Origin of the sequence: Chloracidobacterium thermophilum B, assembly GCF_000226295.1 — a bacterium.
Lineage (GTDB): Bacteria > Acidobacteriota > Blastocatellia > Chloracidobacteriales > Chloracidobacteriaceae > Chloracidobacterium > Chloracidobacterium thermophilum.
The window spans coordinates 588,169-606,412 of sequence record NC_016025.1; the positions used below are offsets into that span (position 1 = coordinate 588,169).

The window sequence follows — 18,244 nt, forward strand, 5'->3', positions numbered from 1 at the left end:
ATTTTCGATCTTCTAGGCGAATTCGGGAGCGACTGCGAGGTGGCAGAAATAGTCAATCGCTTTGCGCAGGAGGTTGCCCCCGTATTTTTCGTTCACCGCGATCTTGGACATGGCAAAGTCGGCTTGGGAAAGCTCCACACCCGCCGAGTTCACACGGATGAAAATCTCAGTGACCGTCTCGATGTCCAAGTCGTCAGCCAGCTCGATCACGCCGACGTGGTTGTGAATGATCTTCCGCAGTCGCTCGAGGGTGGCGAACACGGCATCTTGTGAGGTACCCGCGTTCCGTTGGCAATAATCTGTCACGATCTGGAAAACGCTTGCGGAGGGCGAGAACAGCTCGGCGACATCCTCCAACCAGGCAGGATCTTTCGCGATGGCGGGGTTGCTGACCTCAAAGCGCTCTTCTTGCGGGTGGAAGGCAATCCGGATCGGACGGTATCGTAGTCCTTGGTGATGACCTTCCTGCCCAGGAGGGCTGCCATCAGCGCCGTGATCCGTTGCTGGCCATCAATCAGAATGCGCTTGCCGGCGGATAACGTGCCATCCTTGAGCTTGACTGTTGGGTTGCGCCAGGTGATCAAGTAGCCGACGGGATACCCACGGTAAAGGGAATCGAGCAGGTTGCGCACCTTGGTGGCATCCCAGACGAAGGGCCGTTGGATTTCGGGTATGGCGATCTCGCCGGATTTCACCCAGGTCAATAGGGTTTCAATGGGATGCGGAGTGACTGAGTAGCGCATCGCGAATATTCTTTCACAAGAAGGTTTACAGAGAAAAGAGCAATGCTGGAATGAACGTCCAGCTCTCGACCTTCTCCGAAATTATGCCACCGCCCATTCTGCCGAAAGCACCTCCGCCTGCTCCAGCACCGTCTGTGTCGCTTTCTCCTGCTTGTCTGGGGGGTAGCCGTGTTTGCGAAGGATACGTTTGACCTGCACGCGCAACTGTGCGCGCACGGTCTCGCGCAAGGTCCAGTCAATGGTGACGTTTCTGCGCACGGTCTCCACCAGCTCCCGCGCAATCTGCGCCAGGGTGGGCTCGCCGAGCACATTGACCGCGCTGTCGTTGGTCTCCAGTGCGTCGTAGAACGCCAGCTCCTCCTCGCTCAAGCCGAGCTTCTCCCCGCGGGCGTTGGCCTCGCGCATGTCGCGAGCCAGGCCGATCAACTCCTCAATCACCTGCGCGGCTTCGATAGCGCGGTTCTGGTAGCGGCGAATCGCCTGCTCGAGCATCTCGGCAAACGACCGCGCCTGCACCAGGTTCTTGCGCCGGCGGGTCTTGATCTCGCCTTCCAGGAGCTTGCGCAGAAGTTCCACCGCCAGGTTGCGCTGCGGCATCCCACGGACTTCGGCCAGGAACTCGTCCGAGAGGATCGAAATATCCGGCTTCTTCAACCCGGCGGCAGCGAACAAATCCACCACGCCCTCGGGCGCGATGGCCTTGGAAACGATCTGCCGGATGGCGTGATCCAACTCCTCCTCTGTGCGCGGCGCACCCGGCGCGCGCTTGACTAGCGCCGCCGCTACCGCTTGGAGAAACGCCACGTCGTCGCGGATGCGCAGCGCTTCCTCGTGCGGCACGGCCAGCGCAAAAGCCTTCGATAGCTCGCGTGCGGCCTGAAGCAATCGTTCTTTACCGTTTTCTTGCGCCAGGATGTGTTCCTGGGCCGCAGGCAAAAGCGCTAACCGCTCTTGCGGCGTTCCAGTGGACCACTTCGACCGGTCGAAACCATGGAATAGGTCACAGCAGACCTCGTATTTCTCCAGCATCACGGCCACGGCTTCTTTCTGATCCAACGCAGTGCGGCCCGTGCCACCGCTTTCCGTGTAGGTGGCCAGTGCGGCCTTCAGTTCGTGAGCCAGGCCGAGGTAATCCACCACGAGTCCGCCCGGCTTGTCGCGGAACACGCGGTTCACCCGCGCGATGGCCTGCATCAGGCCGTGCCCGCGCATCGGCTTGTCCACATACATCGTGTGGAGGCTGGGGCAATCGAAGCCGGTCAGCCACATGTCGCGCACGATGACGATGCGGAACGGGTCGCGCGGGTCGCGGAAACGGTTGGCCAGCGCCTCGCGCCGGCGTTTGTCGCGGATGTGCGGCTGCCAGTCCGTGGGATCGGCAGCCGAGCCGGTCATGACCACCTTGATCTGGCCCTTGTCGTCGTCCTCGTGGTGCCATTCGGGGCGCAGGAGCACGATCTCGTTGTAGAGCTCGACGCAGATGCGCCGGCTCATGCAGACGATCATTGCCTTGCCCTCGAGCGCCTCCAACCGCCGCTCGAAGTGCTCCACGATGTCCCGCGCGATCAACTTGAGCCGCTTTTCCGCGCCGACCACCGCTTCGAGCTGCGCCCATTTCGTCTTGAGCCGTCCCTTGCGCTCGATTTCCTCAACTTCTATCTCGTCGGGGAAGCGAGCACGCCCAACAGACTCGACCATAGCGCGCCCACTCCCATTCAATCGGCCACCCCTGTCTAACGTAGTTCCGGAAGTCCGAGCTCTTTTAGAAACGCATTATGCCGAGCGCGAGCCTCTTCCATCTTACGGGTCAACTCAGCAAGCTCTTGATGAACTTGCTGTAAATCTATTTCCGGCTCTGCTTTAGCCGTGCTGACATACCGGGTGATGTTGAGGTTGAACTCGTTCTGCCTGATCTCCTCCAGGCTCACCCGCCGGGAGTAGTGCGGCTCCTCCCTGCGGTACTGGTATGTCTCCACGATCCTGTCCACGTGTTCGGGCAGCAGCAGGTTCTGCCGTTTGCCCTTCTGGTAGTGTTCCGCCGCGTTGATAAACAGCACGTCGTCGAACTTCTTGCACTTTTTGAGCACCAGGATGCAGACCGGGATGCCGGTGGAGTAGAACAGGTTCGCCGGCAGGCCGATGACGGCGTCGATGTGGTTGTCCTCCAGCAGTTTCTTTCGGATCTTGGCTTCGCTGTTGCCGCGGAAGAGCACACCGTGGGGCATGATGATGGCCATGGTCCCCTCACGGTGCAGGAAGTGGAAGCCGTGCAGGAGGAACGCAAAATCCGCCGCCGATTTGGGGGCCAGCCCGTACCCCTTGAAGCGGAAATCCTCCGCCAGGGCTTCGCTGGGCTCCCAGCGGTAGCTAAAGGGAGGATTGGCCACCACCGCGTCAAATTCGATCTTCTTGGCCGGATTCTCTTCGCGCAGGAGCGGCCATTCGTTGGTGAGTGTATCGCCGTGGAAGATCTCGAACTCGGTATCGCGCAGCCCGTGCAGCAGCATGTTCATGCGGGCCAGGTTGTAGGTGGTGATGTTCTTCTCCTGGCCGTAGAGCTTGCCCACGCCGTCCCGTCCCATCCGCCGGCGCACGTTGAGGAGCAGCGAGCCGGAGCCGCAGGCGAAATCCAGCACCCTGCCCAGCTTCGCACGCCGACCGCTGGCGGGGTCCTGGGCGTCCAGAACGACGATGCCCGAGAGGATGCTCGAGATCTGCTGCGGGGTGTAGAACTCGCCGGCCTTTTTGCCGCTCCCGGCGGCGAACTGCCCGATCAGGTACTCGTAGGCATCGCCCAAGAGGTCGCGCTCCTGGGGAAACTCCGCCAGGCCTTCGGCGATCCGCTGAATGATGGCGCAAAGGCGTTCGTTGCGCTGGGCGTAGGTTCTGCCGAGCTTGTCCGAGTCGAGGTTGATCTCCGAGAACAGCCCCTGGAAACTGCGGCCAAAGGACTCGTTCTCGATGAACTTGAAGCCTTTTTGCAGCGTGTGCAGCAGCTCGGCGTCCTGGGTGCGGGCCAGCTCGGCGATGCTGCTCCAGAGGTATTCGGGTTTGATGACGTAGTGCACCTTGCGGCGCATCACCTCCTCGAAGGTCGGGATGTCGTCCGGGTTCTTTTCGTACCACACCGCCAGCAGCGAACGCCGCTCGCCTGGGGCAGGCTCGGGCCAGTCCCTTCCCAGTTCCCGTTTGGCGGCTTCCTCGTAGTTGTCCGAGAGGTAGCGCAAAAAGAGGAAGGCCAGCATGTAGTCGCGGAAGTCGTCGGCGTTCATCGCGCCGCGCAGCTGGTCGGCGATGGCCCAGAGCGTCTTGCCCAGGCGGATCTGGTCGTGCTCGCTCATAGGTCAATCTCCTGCGGGAAAAGTTGCTGCATCAGGCCCTTCTTGTGGGTCTGGAGGGCCTCGAGCTGCTTCGCCTGAAGCTCGATCAGCTCGTCCAGCGACGACAGGCAGTCGGCGATTTTTTGTTGTTCGGGGAGCTTAGGGACATGAAAATAGAGTTTCTCAAATGCAGACTTAGGAATTATAGCTGTTGCAGAAGTCCCTGCCTGATTCTGTAGTATTGTTTGATTTTTGCAGAAAAGGTAATAAATAAAGTCAGAATTGAAGTTACTATTCGGGATAATTGCATTAATCTGTTGATTGCATGACCCAGGAACTTTTAGTATGGCATTTTTTCCAATGCTCGCAATACAAGTGATAAGAACAGTATTTTCCGGCAAGACACCTATTAGCTGAACTCCCTCACTGGTCAGCAACCTATCAGTTGTATAAATATACTTTGTATTAGATATATCAGTGGGAGTAACCCAAGCAAATCGCCCGTTCCAGTATTTGGGGTTAGATGTGCTTGGAGTCTTCCCGGTGACGATTGTACCAAAGTCTGATACTTGAATATTCTCCCACGGCCCGGCGTCGCGGAACTCGGGGAAGCGCAGGCGGGGGGTGGTTTCGCCCTCGCGGGGGAAGAGCTGCTGCATCAGCCCTTTCTTGTGGGCCTGGAGGGCCTCGAGCTTCTTCGCCTCCAGCTCAATCACCTCATCCAGCGATGACAGGCAGTCGGCAATTTTTTGTTGTTCTAAGAACGGCGGAAGGGCAATGCGCGATCTGCCAACCTCGGTTTGATTTATACTCGCTTGGTTTACAGCTTGATTTGCCCTTGATCGAATCGAGGATCTGAACGGTTCGCTACAAACAACGTAGTAGATAAATTTTGGCACATTATCCCGTTTGTGAACCTGGAAGCGCAGAAGGTTCATGCCGTGATATAGATCAAAAGGCTGATCTACAAAGGCGCACTTCCCGATATGGTCCAGGCTATTGATATGGCTGAATAGAATGTCGCCTACCTGCAGCTTATACGATTCAATGTCATCTAAACTCTTGATGTAGCCAACCTTTGTTATGTTAACAAAACCATCTGAAATGGTCTCGATTCGAGTTACCTTTATGCCTGGCGGTTCGTTGTTCTGTACCACAGAGAGGCCATTAGCAATTAACACGACCTCCCCCAACCGCTTCACCTCCCACGGCCCCGCGTCGCGAAACTCGGGGAAGCGCAGGCGGGGGACGACAGCTTTCTTCTGCTCAGGCATGGTCATACACCTCCAGTCCTGAGATCTCTTTGCCCTGGGCGAGCTTCCTGAGGAGTGGTGCAAGGTCTTCCATCAGCTCCAGCTCTTTTTGCGCCCGCGCCTTCCAGGAGAGGCCGAGGGGCTGCATCAGCTCGGTGAGGGCGTCGGGGTCGAAGATCATGCGGCGCAGGATGCCGTCGATGAAGCCCTGGAGCGCCTCGGGTGCCAGGCCGTGCTTGGCGGCGATCTCGGCCACGGCTCGCGCGTATTTTTCGGTCTTGAAGCGCTCGTAGCCCTCGCGGATCTGCTGCTCGCTGAGGCCCTCGCCCTCCTTCAGGGTGTTCACATACTCGATGATCTCCTCGCGTTCATCGAGGAACTTGGCGTTGCTGCGCAGGAGACCGATGAGCTCGTCGCGGGTCATCTTCTGCTTCTTGGGTCCCTTGGCGCTGAAGCGCTCGATGAGCTTCATGATGTAGTCGTAGTCGATGAGGGCTGAGTCGAAGAGCACAAACTCGAAATCGAGCTGCTGAACGGGGTCAGCGGGGTCCGCAGCCTTGCCCTGCTCGGCTTTGAGTCGGGCGGCCACATCCAGGTAAACCCCTTGGAAGGCGCGCAAGGTATCGGTGGGCAGAACTTCCTCGATCTGGGTATGGGTGGCTTCGTCCAGGTCGGTGTACTGGTCGAGCTGGGTGCGCAGGCGCTGCACCTCCTTGAAGTGGTTGATGAAGGCCGCGCGGCCCTCGTCGCCCTTGAGGTTGGCCACCTCCTCGGGTTGGCACTCCAGCCCTTGGGATTGCATGAACGCCTGGAGCTTCTCTACCGCCTCGGCGAGCTTGCCCACCACCACCGGGGCCGGGTCCACGAGCCAGATCTCGCGGGCCCGCTCGCCGGCCTCGCCGGAAAAGAGCGTGATGGCCTCGTCCACGGCCTCCTTCTGGGCGCGGAAGTCGAGAATGTTGCCGTAGGGCTTGGAGTCGTTGAGCACCCGGTTGGTGCGCGAAAAGGCCTGAATCAGGCCGTGGTGCTTGAGGTTCTTATCTACGTACAGCGTGTTCAAATACTGCGAATCGAAGCCGGTCAGCAGCATGTCCACCACGATGGTGAGATCGATCTTCTGCTCGCGCGGCAGGTCGCGGTTGGGGTACTTCTGGTCTTTGATGCGCTTTTGGATGTCCTGGTAATAGAGGTCGAAGGTATCCAAAGAAAAGTTGGTGCCGTAGCGGGCGTTGTAGTCGGCGATGATCTCCTTGAGCGCTTCCCGTTTCTTGTCTGGATCTTTGCGGTTGTCGAGCTGCTCCTGGGGCAGGTCCTCTTGCAGCTGGGCGATGTCGCGGTTGCCATTGGCGGGGGGGGAGAAGACGCAGGCCACGTTCAGGGGCTGGAAGTCGGGGTCTTCCTGCTGCCGGCGGGCCTGGATCTCCCGAAAGAGCCGGTAGTACTCGATGGCGTCGTCGATGCTGGCGGTGGCAAGCAGCGCATTGAACCGGCGGTGATTCGTCGCGGCGTCGTGCTTTTCCAGGATGGCCTCGACCACCTTTTGCTTGGCGAGCGTTTCGCCGGGCTTTACGGGCGCGCCCTCGGGTTTGTAGTAGTCCACGTGAAAGCGCAGCACGTTGCCGTCGTCGATGGCGTGGGTGATGGTGTAGGCGTGGAGCTGTTTGCCGAAGACGTCGGCGGTGGTGACCATGCGGGCTTCCTGGCCTTCGATGGTCTTGTAGGTGGCGTTGGTCTCGAAGATGGGGGTGCCGGTAAAGCCAAACATCTGGGCTCTCGGGAAGAACTCGCGAATGGCCTGGTGGTATTCGCCGAACTGGGAGCGGTGGCACTCGTCGAAAATGAACACGATGCGCTTATCCCGTAGGGGCTCGAGGCGCTGACGGTATTCCTTGCGGTGGTCGGCATCCAGCGCCAGGCCCAGCTTCTGGATGGTAGTCACGATCACCTTGTCGGCGTAGTTGTCCGAGAGGAGGCGCCTCACCAGCGTTTCGGTGTTGGTGTTCTCCTCGACGCAACCCGGCTGAAATCGGTTGAATTCATCGCGGGTCTGGCGGTCGAGGTCCTTGCGGTCCACGACAAAGAGCACCTTTTCGACGTCGGGGTTGTCTTTGAGCAGGGTCGAGGCCTTGAACGAGGTCAGCGTCTTGCCCGAGCCGGTGGTGTGCCAGATGTAGCCGTTGCCGCGGTTTTGCTGGATGCAATCGACGATGGCCTTGACCGCATAGATCTGATACGGGCGCATCATCACGAGCCGGCGCTCGGTCTGGATGAGCACCATGTAGCGGCTGATCATCTCGGCGAGGGTGCATTTGGCCAGCACGGCCTCGGCGAAATCGTCGAGGTGGGTCACTTTTTTGTTGTCCGGCGTAGCCCATTGGTAGATGGGCAGAAAGCGCTCATCGGCGTCGAAGCGGAAGTGTTCGGCGTTGTTGTTGGCGAAGTACCAGGTAGTCGTGCGGTTGCTGACGATAAAGAGCTGCACAAAGCAAAGCAGGGTGTTGGTATAGCCGTTGCCCGGGTCCTGCTTGTATTCGACGATCTGCTGCATGGCCCGGCGGGGGCTGACCTGGAGGGTCTTGAGCTCGATCTGCACCAGGGGCAGGCCGTTGATGAGCAAGATCACGTCGTAGCGGTGAAAGCTCGAGTGGGTGTTGATGCGCAGCTGGCTCACCACCTCGAAGCTGTTCTTGCACCAATCCTTGAGGTTCACCAGCTGGTAATGCAGCGGGGTGCCGTCCTCGCGCTCGAAGGTGTTGCGTGCACGCAGCCGCTCCGAACAGGCGAAGACGTCGGGGGAGATCATTTCATCCCGCAGGCGGGCGAACTCGGCATCGGTGAGCTTGACCTGATTGAGCGCCTCGAATTTCTCGCGGAAGTTGCGCTCCAGCGCCTCGCAGTCCCGAATGTCGGGGCGGTAGGTGTATCCTAGACCCTGGAGCTTTTCGATGAGTATCTCTTCGATTTGTTGTTCTTTGGTCTTGGTCATCATCCTCCCTCCTCAGCCCAAATTTAGGGTGAGAGACCATGGCTGTCGTTGGGCGCTCAGTACTGCCTCAATCTGGTGCGGATTGAGATCCGCGCACGCGAAGCACGGGAGACCGTCCCCCTGCTCGTTATACGTTTTCCTTGGAGGAGAGTGCCCCATCATGATATCAGCAATCTTGGTAAGCTTTACTTCCCGCCACTCACCCGCCATAGCCTTGCTCCTCCAAATTTCCTTCGTCCAGTTTTGCCAGCTCGGCTTCCAATTCCTCTACCGAAGGCAGGGCACCTCGGAGTTCGGCAGGCAGTGCCTGCGCCAGGCGGTACTCCGCCACGCCGAGGGGCTTACTCACATCCCGCAGGGCGTACTCCACCACCACACGGTTTCTCTCCTTGCATAGGAGAATACCCACTGTGGGGTTGTTTTGGGGATGGCGCAGGAGGTCGTCCACAGCTGACAGGTAAAAGTTGAGTTTGCCTGCGTATTCAGGCTTGAACTCCGTGGTTTTGAGCTCCACGACCACAAAGCAGCGGAGCTTCAAGTGATAGAAGAGCAGGTCCAGGTAGAAGTCCTCGCCGCCTACTTCCAGATGAACCTGCGATCCCACAAAGGCAAACCCAACGCCTAGCTCCACCATGAAGTCGCGCAGGTGTTCTACGAGTTTTTTGTGCAGGTCGCGTTCCAGCAGAGCATCGTGTGTGCTGAGAAAATCGAAGTTGTAAGGGTCCTTGAGGAGTTGCTGAGCAAGCTCCGATTGCGGCGCGGGCAGGGTGCGGGCAAAGTTGGTGAGAGCCTTTCCCTGGCGATGATAAAGGCCACTTTCGATCTGGTGCAGGAGGACCGCCCGGCTCCAGCCGTGTTCCACACAAGCCCGCAGGTACCACTTCCGCTCGCTGGGATCTTTGACCTTCGTCAGAACCGTGACATTGTGGAACCAGGGCAATTGTCCAGCAACCTGCTGGACAAATTCCCGGTCGGGGTACGCCTCGGCAAACGCCCGCATGTAGAACAGATTCGCCCGGGAAAGCCCTTTCATATCGGGAAACTCGCGACGCAGGTCATCGGCCAGGCGTTCAATGACCTTGGCGCCCCAGCCCTCCTGCTGCTGCTTCTGGAGAATCTCTTTGCCTATGTGCCAATAGAGCAGTACCAGTTCGCGGTTGACCGCCAGCGCCGCCTGTACCCTGGCAGTACGGATGCGCGATTTGAGATTCTCTAACAACTCGCCATAGCCAGTTGGCAATACTTCACCCGCCATAGCAGCCTGGCTCCTCCAACTGTTTTACAAGTGCCTCTATCTGGTTTTTTAGAGCGGGAAGGTCTCTTTCCACGGTTCTCCACACTTCCTGCAAATCCACCCCGAAATACTCGTGAACGAGCACGTTGCGCATGGCGACTATCTGCGCCCAGGGTATCTCAGGGTGGGCCTGATGAAAGGCTTTGCCAAGTTGCGCCGCCACCTCTCCGATGAGCTGAATGTGGTACAAGACCCAGGTTTGAATCAGTTCTTCCTGTTCAAACGCTTCTCGGCCCCGAGCGGCGTAACGCTCGATTTTCGCGATGGCATCCAGAATGTCCTTCAATCGCCCCTTCGGGTTCCTCATAGTGGAATGCCTTCTCGTAGGACTCGCTCACGGATACGGGGCTTGATGCCGCGACTGCTCACCACGTCCACCTTGACTCCCAGCAGCTCCTGAAGCTCAAGCCAAAGCCCGGCATGGTCGAGCAGACTTCGTCCCGACTCGAAGTCAACAATCAGGTCAATGTCGCTTAGTTCATCGGCCTCGCCACGCGCAACGGAGCCAAAAACCCGTACGTTGCGGGCGCCATACCTGGCGCACACCTGCAGGATTTCCTCGCGTTTGACGTGCAACAGCTCCTCAAGCGTCATAGCCCAGTTCCTTGAGGTTTTTCCAGATCGCCTCGTCCAGCCGACGGGCTTCGGCATGCTGCTCGCGCACTATGCCGGGTTGTCTTTTCGGATAACAGCGTGTCGCCGTCAACCTGGCGCTCATATTTATGAGCGCGCTCATATTCCATTTGTGCACGCTCATATTTTATTGCCTCCGCTCGTAACGTAGTACGTCCCCTTGCGCGTACCTCGGCGAACCAGGCGCCCATCTTGCACCAACCGGCCAAGCAGACGCGTCGCCTGATAAGGACCGAGCCGGCATAGTTCCGCTGCTTCCCTACGGGTGATCTGCCCGTGAGTCGCGACGTATTGCAACACCATCTGCTCCTGCTGCAAAGGCTCGAAGCCGCGCTGGCGAACGTAGGCGGCAGGTTGGCCCAAACGGCGATAGGTGGCGGCCGAGAGGTGCCAGGTGCGGCCTTTGCGCTCCCCGCGCGGTTCCACCAGTCCCGCTTCCACCAGGCGGTTGAGCACGACACGAACCTCGGATTCGGGTTTCTGGATGAGGCGGGCTGCCTCTTCGGTGGTCAAGCGTCGGTCTTGCCAGAGGGCGTTCAGGAGCAGAAGTTCATCCAGACCCAGCTTGCGACCGGCGCGATCTTCTTCGACCACCAAGCGGACGAAGTCAAGGTTCGCCTGCCCTCCGGGGAGGACCACTACGACGCTGGACTCGTTGCTGCGGTCGTAGGAGGGGGCGGGCCGGCCGTTATGCAATTGCTCGTAGAAGATGGTGTCAATACCGCGGGCCGTGCGTTCGACGATGCCCGCGCGTTTGAAGGCGTCGGCCAGGAGAGGGTTACGCGGACGGGGCGCGGTCACCAGCAGGTTGTCCAGGCGGACACCGTCCGGGAAGCCGCCAGGGTTGGAAATCTCAAGGCGGTCGTCGTGCCTTTGGACATGAACGGCGCCCAAGCGGGTGTAGTCGCGGTGAATCAGGGCGTTGGCGAGGGCCTCGCGGAACGCGGCGGGTGGGTAGTCCGGAACGGCCACTCGCACCATGCCGACGAGGATCTCTTGCTCGCGGTTGCGGGCAGCGAACCGCTGCTCGAATTCTTCCATGAGGCGCAACAGCGGCCAGCGGAAGAAGTCGTTGACCTCGACGCTCTGGCCGCGAAGGACTTGAAAGGCGGCCTCGTGGGTGGGTAGGAAACGCCGCAGCGAATCTTCCTTAGCGAATCTTCCTTGCCAAACAGGAGCAAGCCCAGCACGCGGATGCTGCGGACCTGCCCGTTGGCTTCCACGGCACCCAGGGCTTTGGCCAGTTCGAGGTCGGGCAATTTCAGGAGGGACTGGTCGCCAGCGCGGTGCTCGCGGATGCTGCGGCGGAAACGCTCGAATTCCAGCGGGTCCAGGTCATCCCAGGAGGCCTCGGGGATGACCAGGGCCGAGTAGTCCTGCGCGCCGCGGTCGGCCTGGCGGGCGTGCATCTCGTGGAAGAACATCGGCAGGCAGCAAGGGCGGCCTTTGCCGTCGAGCGCCCGGCGGAGGTAACGGCCTGAAGTCGTGCCCACGGGAGCGGATTGGGGCGGGACTTCAACGACGATGACTTCCTTGCCTTGGCAAGGAACGACCTCAATGCGCGGGGTGAGCGACGGCCGGGTTCGGTTGGCGATGAGGGCCGTCAGGCGGACTGGGTCGGTTCGCCCGGATTCGTGACGGGGTCGGGCGCCAGTAACGCGGCCGTCATCTTCCACGCCGATGAGTAGCCAAGCGGGTGTGTCGGCACTGCGATTGGCCAGGCAGACCACCGACTCCACTAAATCGTCGTCGGACAAGGGGCTGCGTTCTTCACCCTTGAACTCGACGTCGATAGATTCGCCAGCGGCGATCAGTTCCTGGAGCCTCTCAGGTGTCATGGTTTCATCTCCCAGAAGCCCAGCTCCTTGAGGTTGGCGGCGATGGCGGCGTCGAGTTTGGCGGCTTCGGCCTGTTGCTCGCGCAGTTGCGCCACCAGCCGTTGCATCTTCTGGTCGAACGGTTCGTCGTCTTCTTCCTGTTCGGCGGCGCCGACGTAGCGGCCCGGCGTGAGCACGTAGCCGTGCTTGCGGACTTCTTCCAGCGTGGCAGATTTGCAAAAACTGGGGATGTCCCGATATTCCGGTAGGGGCGAGTCATGCCTCGCCCCTACGGTGCGCCAGGCGTGGTAAGTGTTGGCGATACGAGCGATGTCGTCGTCGGTCAGCTCGCGATGGGTGCGGTCCACCATGCGGCCCATCTTGCGGGCATCAATGAAGAGAATCTCGCCGCGGCGGTCGCGCATCGGGCGGGTCGGTGACCCGCCCCTACGGTCGCGGGCCAGGAACCAGAGGCACGCCGGGATTTGCGTCGAGTAGAAGAGCTGGCCCGGCAGGGCGACCATGCAGTCCACCAAATCTGCCTCGATGATGTTCTTGCGGATTTCGCCTTCGCCGGACTGGTTGGAGGACATGGAGCCGTTGGCGAGCACGAAGCCGGCGACGCCTGCGGGCGCGAGGTGGTGGATGATGTGCTGGACCCATGCGAAGTTGGCGTTGCCGGCGGGAGGCACGCCGTATTTCCAGCGCTTGTCGTCGCGCAGCCGCTCTCCGCCCCAATCGCTCACGTTGAACGGCGGGTTGGCGAGGATATAGTCGGCTTTGAGGTCTTGGAAGCGGTCGTTGTGGAAGGTGTCGCCGTGGGCGATCTGGCCATCGATGCCGCGGATGGCGAGGTTCATCTTCGCAAGCCGCCAGGTGGTGTAGTTGGATTCCTGGCCGTAGATGGAGATGTCGGCTTTGGCTTTGCCACCATTGCCGTTCCCGCTGGCGTGTGCGCGGATGAACTCCACCGATTGCACAAACATGCCGGCCGAGCCGCAGCAGGGGTCGTACACGCGGCCGCGGTAGGGTTCGAGCATCTCGACAAGGAGCTTCACCACGCAGCGCGGGGTGTAGAACTCGCCGCCCTTCTTGCCCTCGGCGCTGGCGAACTGCGAGAGAAAGTATTCGTACACACGACCGAGCACGTCCTTGGCGCGGCTTTCCTCATCGCCGACTTTGATGTTGCTAATGAGGTCGATCAGCTGGCCGAGGCGTTGCTTGTCCAGCGCGGGGCGGGCGTAGTCCTTGGGCAGCACGCCCTTGAGGGCCGGGTTGTCGCGTTCGATGGCGGCCATGGCGTCGTCCACGAGCTGGCCGATCGTTGGTTGCTTCGCCTGGGCCTTCAGGTGCGCCCAGCGCGCCTCGGGCGGGACCCAGAAGATGTTCTCGGCGCGGTATTCGTCGGGGTCTTCGGGGTCGGCGCCCTGGTCGCGCTCGGCCTCGAGCCGGGCGTGTTGTTCCTCGAAAGCGTCGGAGATGTACTTGAGGAAGATGAGGCCGAGGACGACGTGCTTGTATTCGGCGGCGTCCATCGAGCCGCGCAGGGCGTCGGCCATCCGCCAAAGCTGTGCTTCGTAGCCCAACGTCGCCGTGCTTGAGGCTCCATCTCGATTGCGTTGCGATGTCATGGTGTGTTTTCCTCGAAGTGCAAAGCAAATTTCGCCACAAGAGCTATTGCTGTTCCCACTTCGGGCACAGGACTATGGGGATGCAGCCGAGATGGTGCTGTCCCGCACCACTAAGGTAATGCTGTAGCCCAAGCGCGAGAATTAAAAGTGGGTGTGCTTATCACTGAAGTGGCTTTGGCTATAAATGTCGTCACCGTGAGGCATTTGTGGATGCTGAATCTCAACATTGAGCGCTCGGCCATCATCTACCGTGGTGTCGTAGGTTCTCAACCGATTCGTGATCGTTGTCTCGTGCCTTTGGGAGTCACGGGTAGTGAGCGAGAGCTTAAGTTCTCGAATGTAGGCGCCAAAAAATTCCATCTCCTCAAACCGCGCGGAAATGGTAATTTCAGCCTTGTGCTTTTTGGGTGGTTGCATGGCTATGCAAATAGATGGTGGAACAACGAGAATGGCAATGGTGAAACGAACGGAGTAGGATTCCATTGAGAGAGCGCTTTCGCACCAATTGTCCGATAGGAGCAGCGTGGATATGCCGCTGTAGGTTGTGCTCTGTGTGTTGGCAAAATGAAAACGCTCACCGGCATTGATGCTGACCGAAAGGGTACTCCACAGGCAAAATTACCCGAACATGAAGAGAATTTCGCAAGTAGGCACGTGCCAATCCGAATGGAAGGGGATAGTGCACCCGATAACGGGAGGAAATCGCAAGCGGTGGGAGAGTGACGCGACCCTTCCGAACAGGGCGCACTCTACGCGAGCAGAACACGATTATGCACGATCCCACCAGGCAACGATGTGGGCAGGCTTGGGGAGAATCCTGTTGGCGAGCCAATCGACGAGTCGCCATAGCCAGTGTGGAACGCGTCCGAGCAGAACATGCGTCCGTGCAATGAGCAAGGCTTTGTTCCCAAACGTTGTATAGCCGAACCGTCCCTGGCGCAGATACGAGGCGAGTCGGTGTTCGTCGAAACTGTTCAAGTGAGCGTGGATCGGTGTGGGCTGGTTGCAGTGGATGCAGAGGACGTAGCGAATGCGCTCCCGATACGGTGTGGAGATGAGCACACGTCCACCCGGCCGGACAACACGCCACATCTCGTCGAGCACTCGCTCCGGTTCTGGGAGATGTTCGATTACTTCGGACGCAACAGCACAGTCGAACGTAGCGTCGGCAAACGGGAGTCGCTCGCCGTGTGCGACGACTGCTTCGAGCTGCGCCCATTTCGTCTTGAGTCCTTCCTTGCGCTCGATTTCCTCGCCCTCGGTCACCTCCTCAAATTCCGCGTCAAGCCGCGGCTTGAGTTCCTCCGGCAGATCGAGCTTGGCCAAGCGGCTTTCGTAGTAGATGGGCACGGTCGCGCCGTCCTCGACCGCGCGCTGAATGTCGTAAATGCTGATGTAATCGCCGAACACGGCCCGCGTGTTGGCGTCGGCCAGCTCGATCGGCGTGCCGGTGAAACCTATGAACGAGGCGTGCGGCAGGGCGTCCCGCATGTGGCGCGCGAAGCCATGGCTGAAGTCGCACTGGCAATCACACGCTGCGGCCTTCGCCGTACGTAAGTGCAAATACAGTGTCGGTCAGCCAGCGCCGGAAGCTATCGTTATCGCTGAACTGTTTGAATAGCTCTGTATCGTCCTGAAGCAGCGCTGTCATCACGCGACCGAGTGCCTTGTCGTGTTCGATGCGGGCGTTTTGTTTGTCCGAGAACTTCCGAGCGTTCTGGTAGGCGGCGTCGGCATTACATGCGCTGGCGGGTGAATTGTCAACTTCTTTGTTTCCATCATCTTTGCTCTTCAGATGGTTGTTGTGTAATCTGGTTGCCATCTAAAGTCCGCATACGTGACCTACACTTCGGCGGGTAGGCCCGACTGCCGTCAGGCACGCCTCTAGTTCACCAGGCGGCGATTGGACTTTGAACACCTTTGCCGTCGGGGTCAGGAATGCAGCGCTGACCTTGGCATGGTTCAATCTTACAAAACGGCTCAGCGACTGTCAGGCAAAAGTCTGGTGTAACTTGCAGGCTTGCCCCCTACGCGGAGTCGAGCTGTAACGTGGGGAAGAAGAAGGTTCTTCAAGCTGTCTCCTTCCGAGCTTGAGGAGACCGATAAGCTTTATCGTCCTTGCGATTCTGTACAGCCAGATTGAGTTCAGGCGCAGAACCGAACAAAATGCTTGACAACATGGATCACCTGCGTGATCTGGTTCTGTACTTTTTAACTCCGTAGAAGTATCCGGGGTGGCGAACGGCATCCGGTTCAGCCGCTGCGAAGTGAGCGCAGCGAGCGAAGCGGTCGGCTGGAGCGCAGTGTTGGGCGGCAACCTTGCAATTGATGCTTCACTGGAACTGCAAACTCCCTACTCAATCAAAAATACCAAGAATATCCCAGCGGTCTTTCCATTGTTCAAGCCTGCTCTCATCAATCGAGTGATGTGTCGAATCTGGATTCCCAGGACGTATTCCGCCGTGTTTGTTTAGATAAGCCTGGTGTGTCTTGTAGATGTTGTCTATTATCCACCATTCTGGCACAATCCAGTAGCGTGGGTATGTGTTGGTATCACCCAAATCAACAAACACCCAAAAGTTATTTTCATCGGCTTTTGGAGACATTGGCTGACTGCCAACGATACTTGAGTGCCAGTTCTTCCCGCCGCGCTTCGTCTTAACCTGAATGTAAACCGTGCGACTTTCATCGCTGTTGCATGCAATAATACTTGGGCATATTTCCAGCAAAAGGCACAGCAAACGCCCCGCGTTTGTTCAATTCAGCGACAACAAAATATTCACCAGCTCGTCCAACCTGTTGATTGCTTGCGCCGCGTGATTTGTACTTTGCCGACATAGAACATTCCCTGCACTATTCAGATACAGCCGCCTAACGTCTTGGCGGTCAGCGGCGCCGGCACGGCGTCCGCTGCATTGACTTGTTAGGAAGCAAGGTTGATTTGCCACGACACACCAAAGCGGTCATTGACCCAGCCAAACTTCTGGCTGAAGCCATAGTTGTCCAGCGGCATAAGAACTTCGCCTCCCTCGGACAGAATGGCAAACACGCGTTCCAAGTCCTCCGGCGAATCAAACTCCACGAACGTGGAAAATGACGGCGTAAACGAAAACTTGTGCTCGATGGGGCTATCGGAACACATGTACTCACGCCCACACAGCGTGAACACCGCGACTTTGATTGTTCCGACCGGACCAGGCTCGCCCTCGGAATAACGTTCGACGCGCAGCATGCGTGAGTCTGGAAAGGTGGCTAAATACAGATCCAACGCCGCCTGTGCTTTACCGCCTTGGAACATTAGAAAGGGTCTTGCTGTTGTCATCTTACGTGCCTCCATGTCGAATGTGCTGCCTAACGCTCCGGTTCAGTGGCGATGCGGAGCGCTGTTTACTGCATGCCGTTGTTATGCAGATCATAGTTCTGAGTCAACATCGTTGATTGCCATTTCGAAATTATCAAGAGCCGATTCAAGATTGGACGTTGCATCTTCGACATCAGGCACGTTGTCTTGCCAGTTCTCATACCTGAAATCGTCAACTACGCTTTTGAGAGATTCCAAGGCAGATTGTACGTCGACCAATGCATCTTTTACATCATTAAATTCACTTCGTATGGACTCGAGTCGGATTTCTAGGTCAGCAATTCGCTGCTGATACTCGGATTCTAGGTCGGCAATTCGCTGCTGATACTCGGAATCCGCGCACCCAGAAAGTAAAAAGAGAACGCAGACTGTGAGAAATAATACCGATATCTTCATTTCAGTTCTCCTGCATAACGGTACCGGCATCAGCCGCCTCGAAGCGAGCGAAGCAGTCGGCTGGATGCCGATGTTGGGCGGCACATAGGCTCTATGAATCCCAGAGGAACAGCTTGGGTGGCATCGGGATGGTTTGAACACGCCAAGCCGCTTTGCGCTTTAGTTGTGAAAAGCTCAAACGAACCCTGAACTCTTCACCCCGAGAAGGAGCATTGCGCCCAGCAATCCAGATAGTATTACGTGGGTTGGGATTGTATCTATCCTGCAACATTCCGTTGGGTACAGCAGCAACAATTATGCTCTTGAGAGTATGGACGCCGCTTTCTTCCTCGTCATAGTTGTACTTCACAAATAGAGTTGTTGTCAGATATGTCTCACCCCTCAATGTAATCACCGTTGGCATTTTACCCTGAACGTTCACCTTTTGCCCGGAACGAATTTGCTTAACAACCATAGAGAGTTGCGATATCTGTAAAGTTGCTGTACCTTGCCCGATGACTTTCTCTGCTTTTGAATCCACAAAAAGGGCTTGTTTGATTGCGTAGTCGGGGTGAAACAGGTAGCAAGCACGTTTATAATCCACCTTACCGAAAAGCCGCTGGTCTATCCTAGGCATTCCCAAGCGGTCTAAGGCTTCTCTCGTTATGTCTTCACCGATGTCCGAAACCAAATCGCCCTCTTCACGAAAGATTTCAAGCGCAATTTCTCTGTAATCATAAATCGCCTGAGTCACCAACCGCAGAGTTGTTTTCTCAATTTCCTCAAGGCGATTCAAATCTTGCTGAAGGTCTTCAGGTTTGAGGAGCATCG

General features: G+C 58.1%; 21 protein-coding genes. All 21 read right to left on the reverse strand.

Annotated elements, in window-relative coordinates:
- Positions 1-12: 12 nt before the first annotated feature.
- A complete protein-coding gene (locus CABTHER_RS17975; protein ID WP_455423196.1) occupies positions 13-261 on the reverse strand; it encodes a hypothetical protein in 249 nt (82 codons plus the stop codon).
- A 41-nt stretch (positions 262-302) separates the two neighbouring features.
- The gene (locus CABTHER_RS17980) at positions 303-743 is read right to left on the reverse strand and encodes a DUF262 domain-containing protein (protein WP_455423197.1); all 441 of its coding nucleotides are present in this window, start codon (positions 741-743) and stop codon (positions 303-305) included.
- Between the two features lie 81 nt (positions 744-824).
- Positions 825-2,441: a type I restriction enzyme endonuclease domain-containing protein gene (locus tag CABTHER_RS13495; protein ID WP_014101222.1), complete on the reverse strand. Its 1,617-nt coding sequence runs from the start codon at positions 2,439-2,441 to the stop codon at positions 825-827.
- Positions 2,442-2,476: 35 nt separating this feature from the next.
- Positions 2,477-4,084 carry a type I restriction-modification system subunit M gene (locus tag CABTHER_RS13500; RefSeq protein ID WP_014101223.1) on the reverse strand — a complete coding sequence of 536 codons (1,608 nt, stop codon included), beginning with the start codon at positions 4,082-4,084 and terminating at the stop codon, positions 2,477-2,479.
- A complete protein-coding gene (locus CABTHER_RS16225) occupies positions 4,081-5,337 on the reverse strand; it encodes a restriction endonuclease subunit S (protein ID WP_187288440.1) in 1,257 nt (418 codons plus the stop codon). The genes CABTHER_RS13500 and CABTHER_RS16225 overlap by 4 nt, the downstream gene beginning before the upstream one ends.
- Complete coding sequence (locus tag CABTHER_RS13510; RefSeq protein ID WP_041570177.1) at positions 5,330-8,302, reverse strand: type I restriction endonuclease subunit R; 2,973 nt, start codon at positions 8,300-8,302, stop codon at positions 5,330-5,332. The genes CABTHER_RS16225 and CABTHER_RS13510 overlap by 8 nt, the downstream gene beginning before the upstream one ends.
- 199 nt (positions 8,303-8,501) lie before the next feature.
- Positions 8,502-9,557 carry a PDDEXK nuclease domain-containing protein gene (locus CABTHER_RS13520; protein ID WP_014101227.1) on the reverse strand — a complete coding sequence of 352 codons (1,056 nt, stop codon included), beginning with the start codon at positions 9,555-9,557 and terminating at the stop codon, positions 8,502-8,504.
- A complete protein-coding gene (locus CABTHER_RS13525) occupies positions 9,547-9,882 on the reverse strand; it encodes a HepT-like ribonuclease domain-containing protein (protein ID WP_455423198.1) in 336 nt (111 codons plus the stop codon). Before CABTHER_RS13525 ends, CABTHER_RS13520 begins: the two co-directional genes overlap by 11 nt.
- A gap of 17 nt (positions 9,883-9,899) precedes the next feature.
- The gene (locus CABTHER_RS13530; RefSeq protein ID WP_014101229.1) at positions 9,900-10,190 is read right to left on the reverse strand and encodes a nucleotidyltransferase family protein; all 291 of its coding nucleotides are present in this window, start codon (positions 10,188-10,190) and stop codon (positions 9,900-9,902) included.
- Positions 10,180-10,332 (reverse strand): hypothetical protein, encoded by a 153-nt coding sequence (locus tag CABTHER_RS17275; protein WP_187288441.1) that lies wholly within the window; start codon positions 10,330-10,332, stop codon positions 10,180-10,182. The genes CABTHER_RS13530 and CABTHER_RS17275 overlap by 11 nt, the downstream gene beginning before the upstream one ends.
- 17 nt (positions 10,333-10,349) lie before the next feature.
- Complete coding sequence (locus CABTHER_RS17515) at positions 10,350-11,210, reverse strand: ATP-binding protein (protein WP_228374114.1); 861 nt, start codon at positions 11,208-11,210, stop codon at positions 10,350-10,352.
- Positions 11,144-12,067 carry an AlbA family DNA-binding domain-containing protein gene (locus CABTHER_RS17520; RefSeq protein ID WP_228374092.1) on the reverse strand — a complete coding sequence of 308 codons (924 nt, stop codon included), beginning with the start codon at positions 12,065-12,067 and terminating at the stop codon, positions 11,144-11,146. Before CABTHER_RS17520 ends, CABTHER_RS17515 begins: the two co-directional genes overlap by 67 nt.
- Positions 12,064-13,677, reverse strand: coding sequence for a class I SAM-dependent DNA methyltransferase (locus tag CABTHER_RS13550; RefSeq protein ID WP_041569995.1), 1,614 nt, complete (start codon positions 13,675-13,677; stop codon positions 12,064-12,066). The genes CABTHER_RS17520 and CABTHER_RS13550 overlap by 4 nt, the downstream gene beginning before the upstream one ends.
- Before the next feature lie 141 nt (positions 13,678-13,818).
- Positions 13,819-14,094, reverse strand: coding sequence for a hypothetical protein (locus CABTHER_RS13555; protein ID WP_014101235.1), 276 nt, complete (start codon positions 14,092-14,094; stop codon positions 13,819-13,821).
- Positions 14,095-14,445: 351 nt separating this feature from the next.
- On the reverse strand, positions 14,446-15,168 hold the full coding sequence (locus tag CABTHER_RS17305) for a methyltransferase domain-containing protein (RefSeq protein WP_014101236.1): 723 nt from the start codon (positions 15,166-15,168) through the stop codon (positions 14,446-14,448).
- Positions 15,169-15,205: 37 nt separating this feature from the next.
- Positions 15,206-15,499 carry a hypothetical protein gene (locus tag CABTHER_RS13565; RefSeq protein WP_014101237.1) on the reverse strand — a complete coding sequence of 98 codons (294 nt, stop codon included), beginning with the start codon at positions 15,497-15,499 and terminating at the stop codon, positions 15,206-15,208.
- A gap of 535 nt (positions 15,500-16,034) precedes the next feature.
- The gene (locus CABTHER_RS17105) at positions 16,035-16,283 is read right to left on the reverse strand and encodes a hypothetical protein (RefSeq protein ID WP_148264116.1); all 249 of its coding nucleotides are present in this window, start codon (positions 16,281-16,283) and stop codon (positions 16,035-16,037) included.
- A gap of 79 nt (positions 16,284-16,362) precedes the next feature.
- The gene (locus CABTHER_RS17285; RefSeq protein WP_187288442.1) at positions 16,363-16,515 is read right to left on the reverse strand and encodes a hypothetical protein; all 153 of its coding nucleotides are present in this window, start codon (positions 16,513-16,515) and stop codon (positions 16,363-16,365) included.
- Between the two features lie 85 nt (positions 16,516-16,600).
- Positions 16,601-17,014: a VOC family protein gene (locus tag CABTHER_RS13570; protein WP_455423199.1), complete on the reverse strand. Its 414-nt coding sequence runs from the start codon at positions 17,012-17,014 to the stop codon at positions 16,601-16,603.
- A 75-nt stretch (positions 17,015-17,089) separates the two neighbouring features.
- The gene (locus CABTHER_RS13575; RefSeq protein WP_148264117.1) at positions 17,090-17,518 is read right to left on the reverse strand and encodes a hypothetical protein; all 429 of its coding nucleotides are present in this window, start codon (positions 17,516-17,518) and stop codon (positions 17,090-17,092) included.
- A 7-nt stretch (positions 17,519-17,525) separates the two neighbouring features.
- A complete protein-coding gene (locus tag CABTHER_RS13580) occupies positions 17,526-18,242 on the reverse strand; it encodes a BglI family type II restriction endonuclease (RefSeq protein ID WP_041569998.1) in 717 nt (238 codons plus the stop codon).
- Positions 18,243-18,244 lie beyond the last annotated feature (2 nt).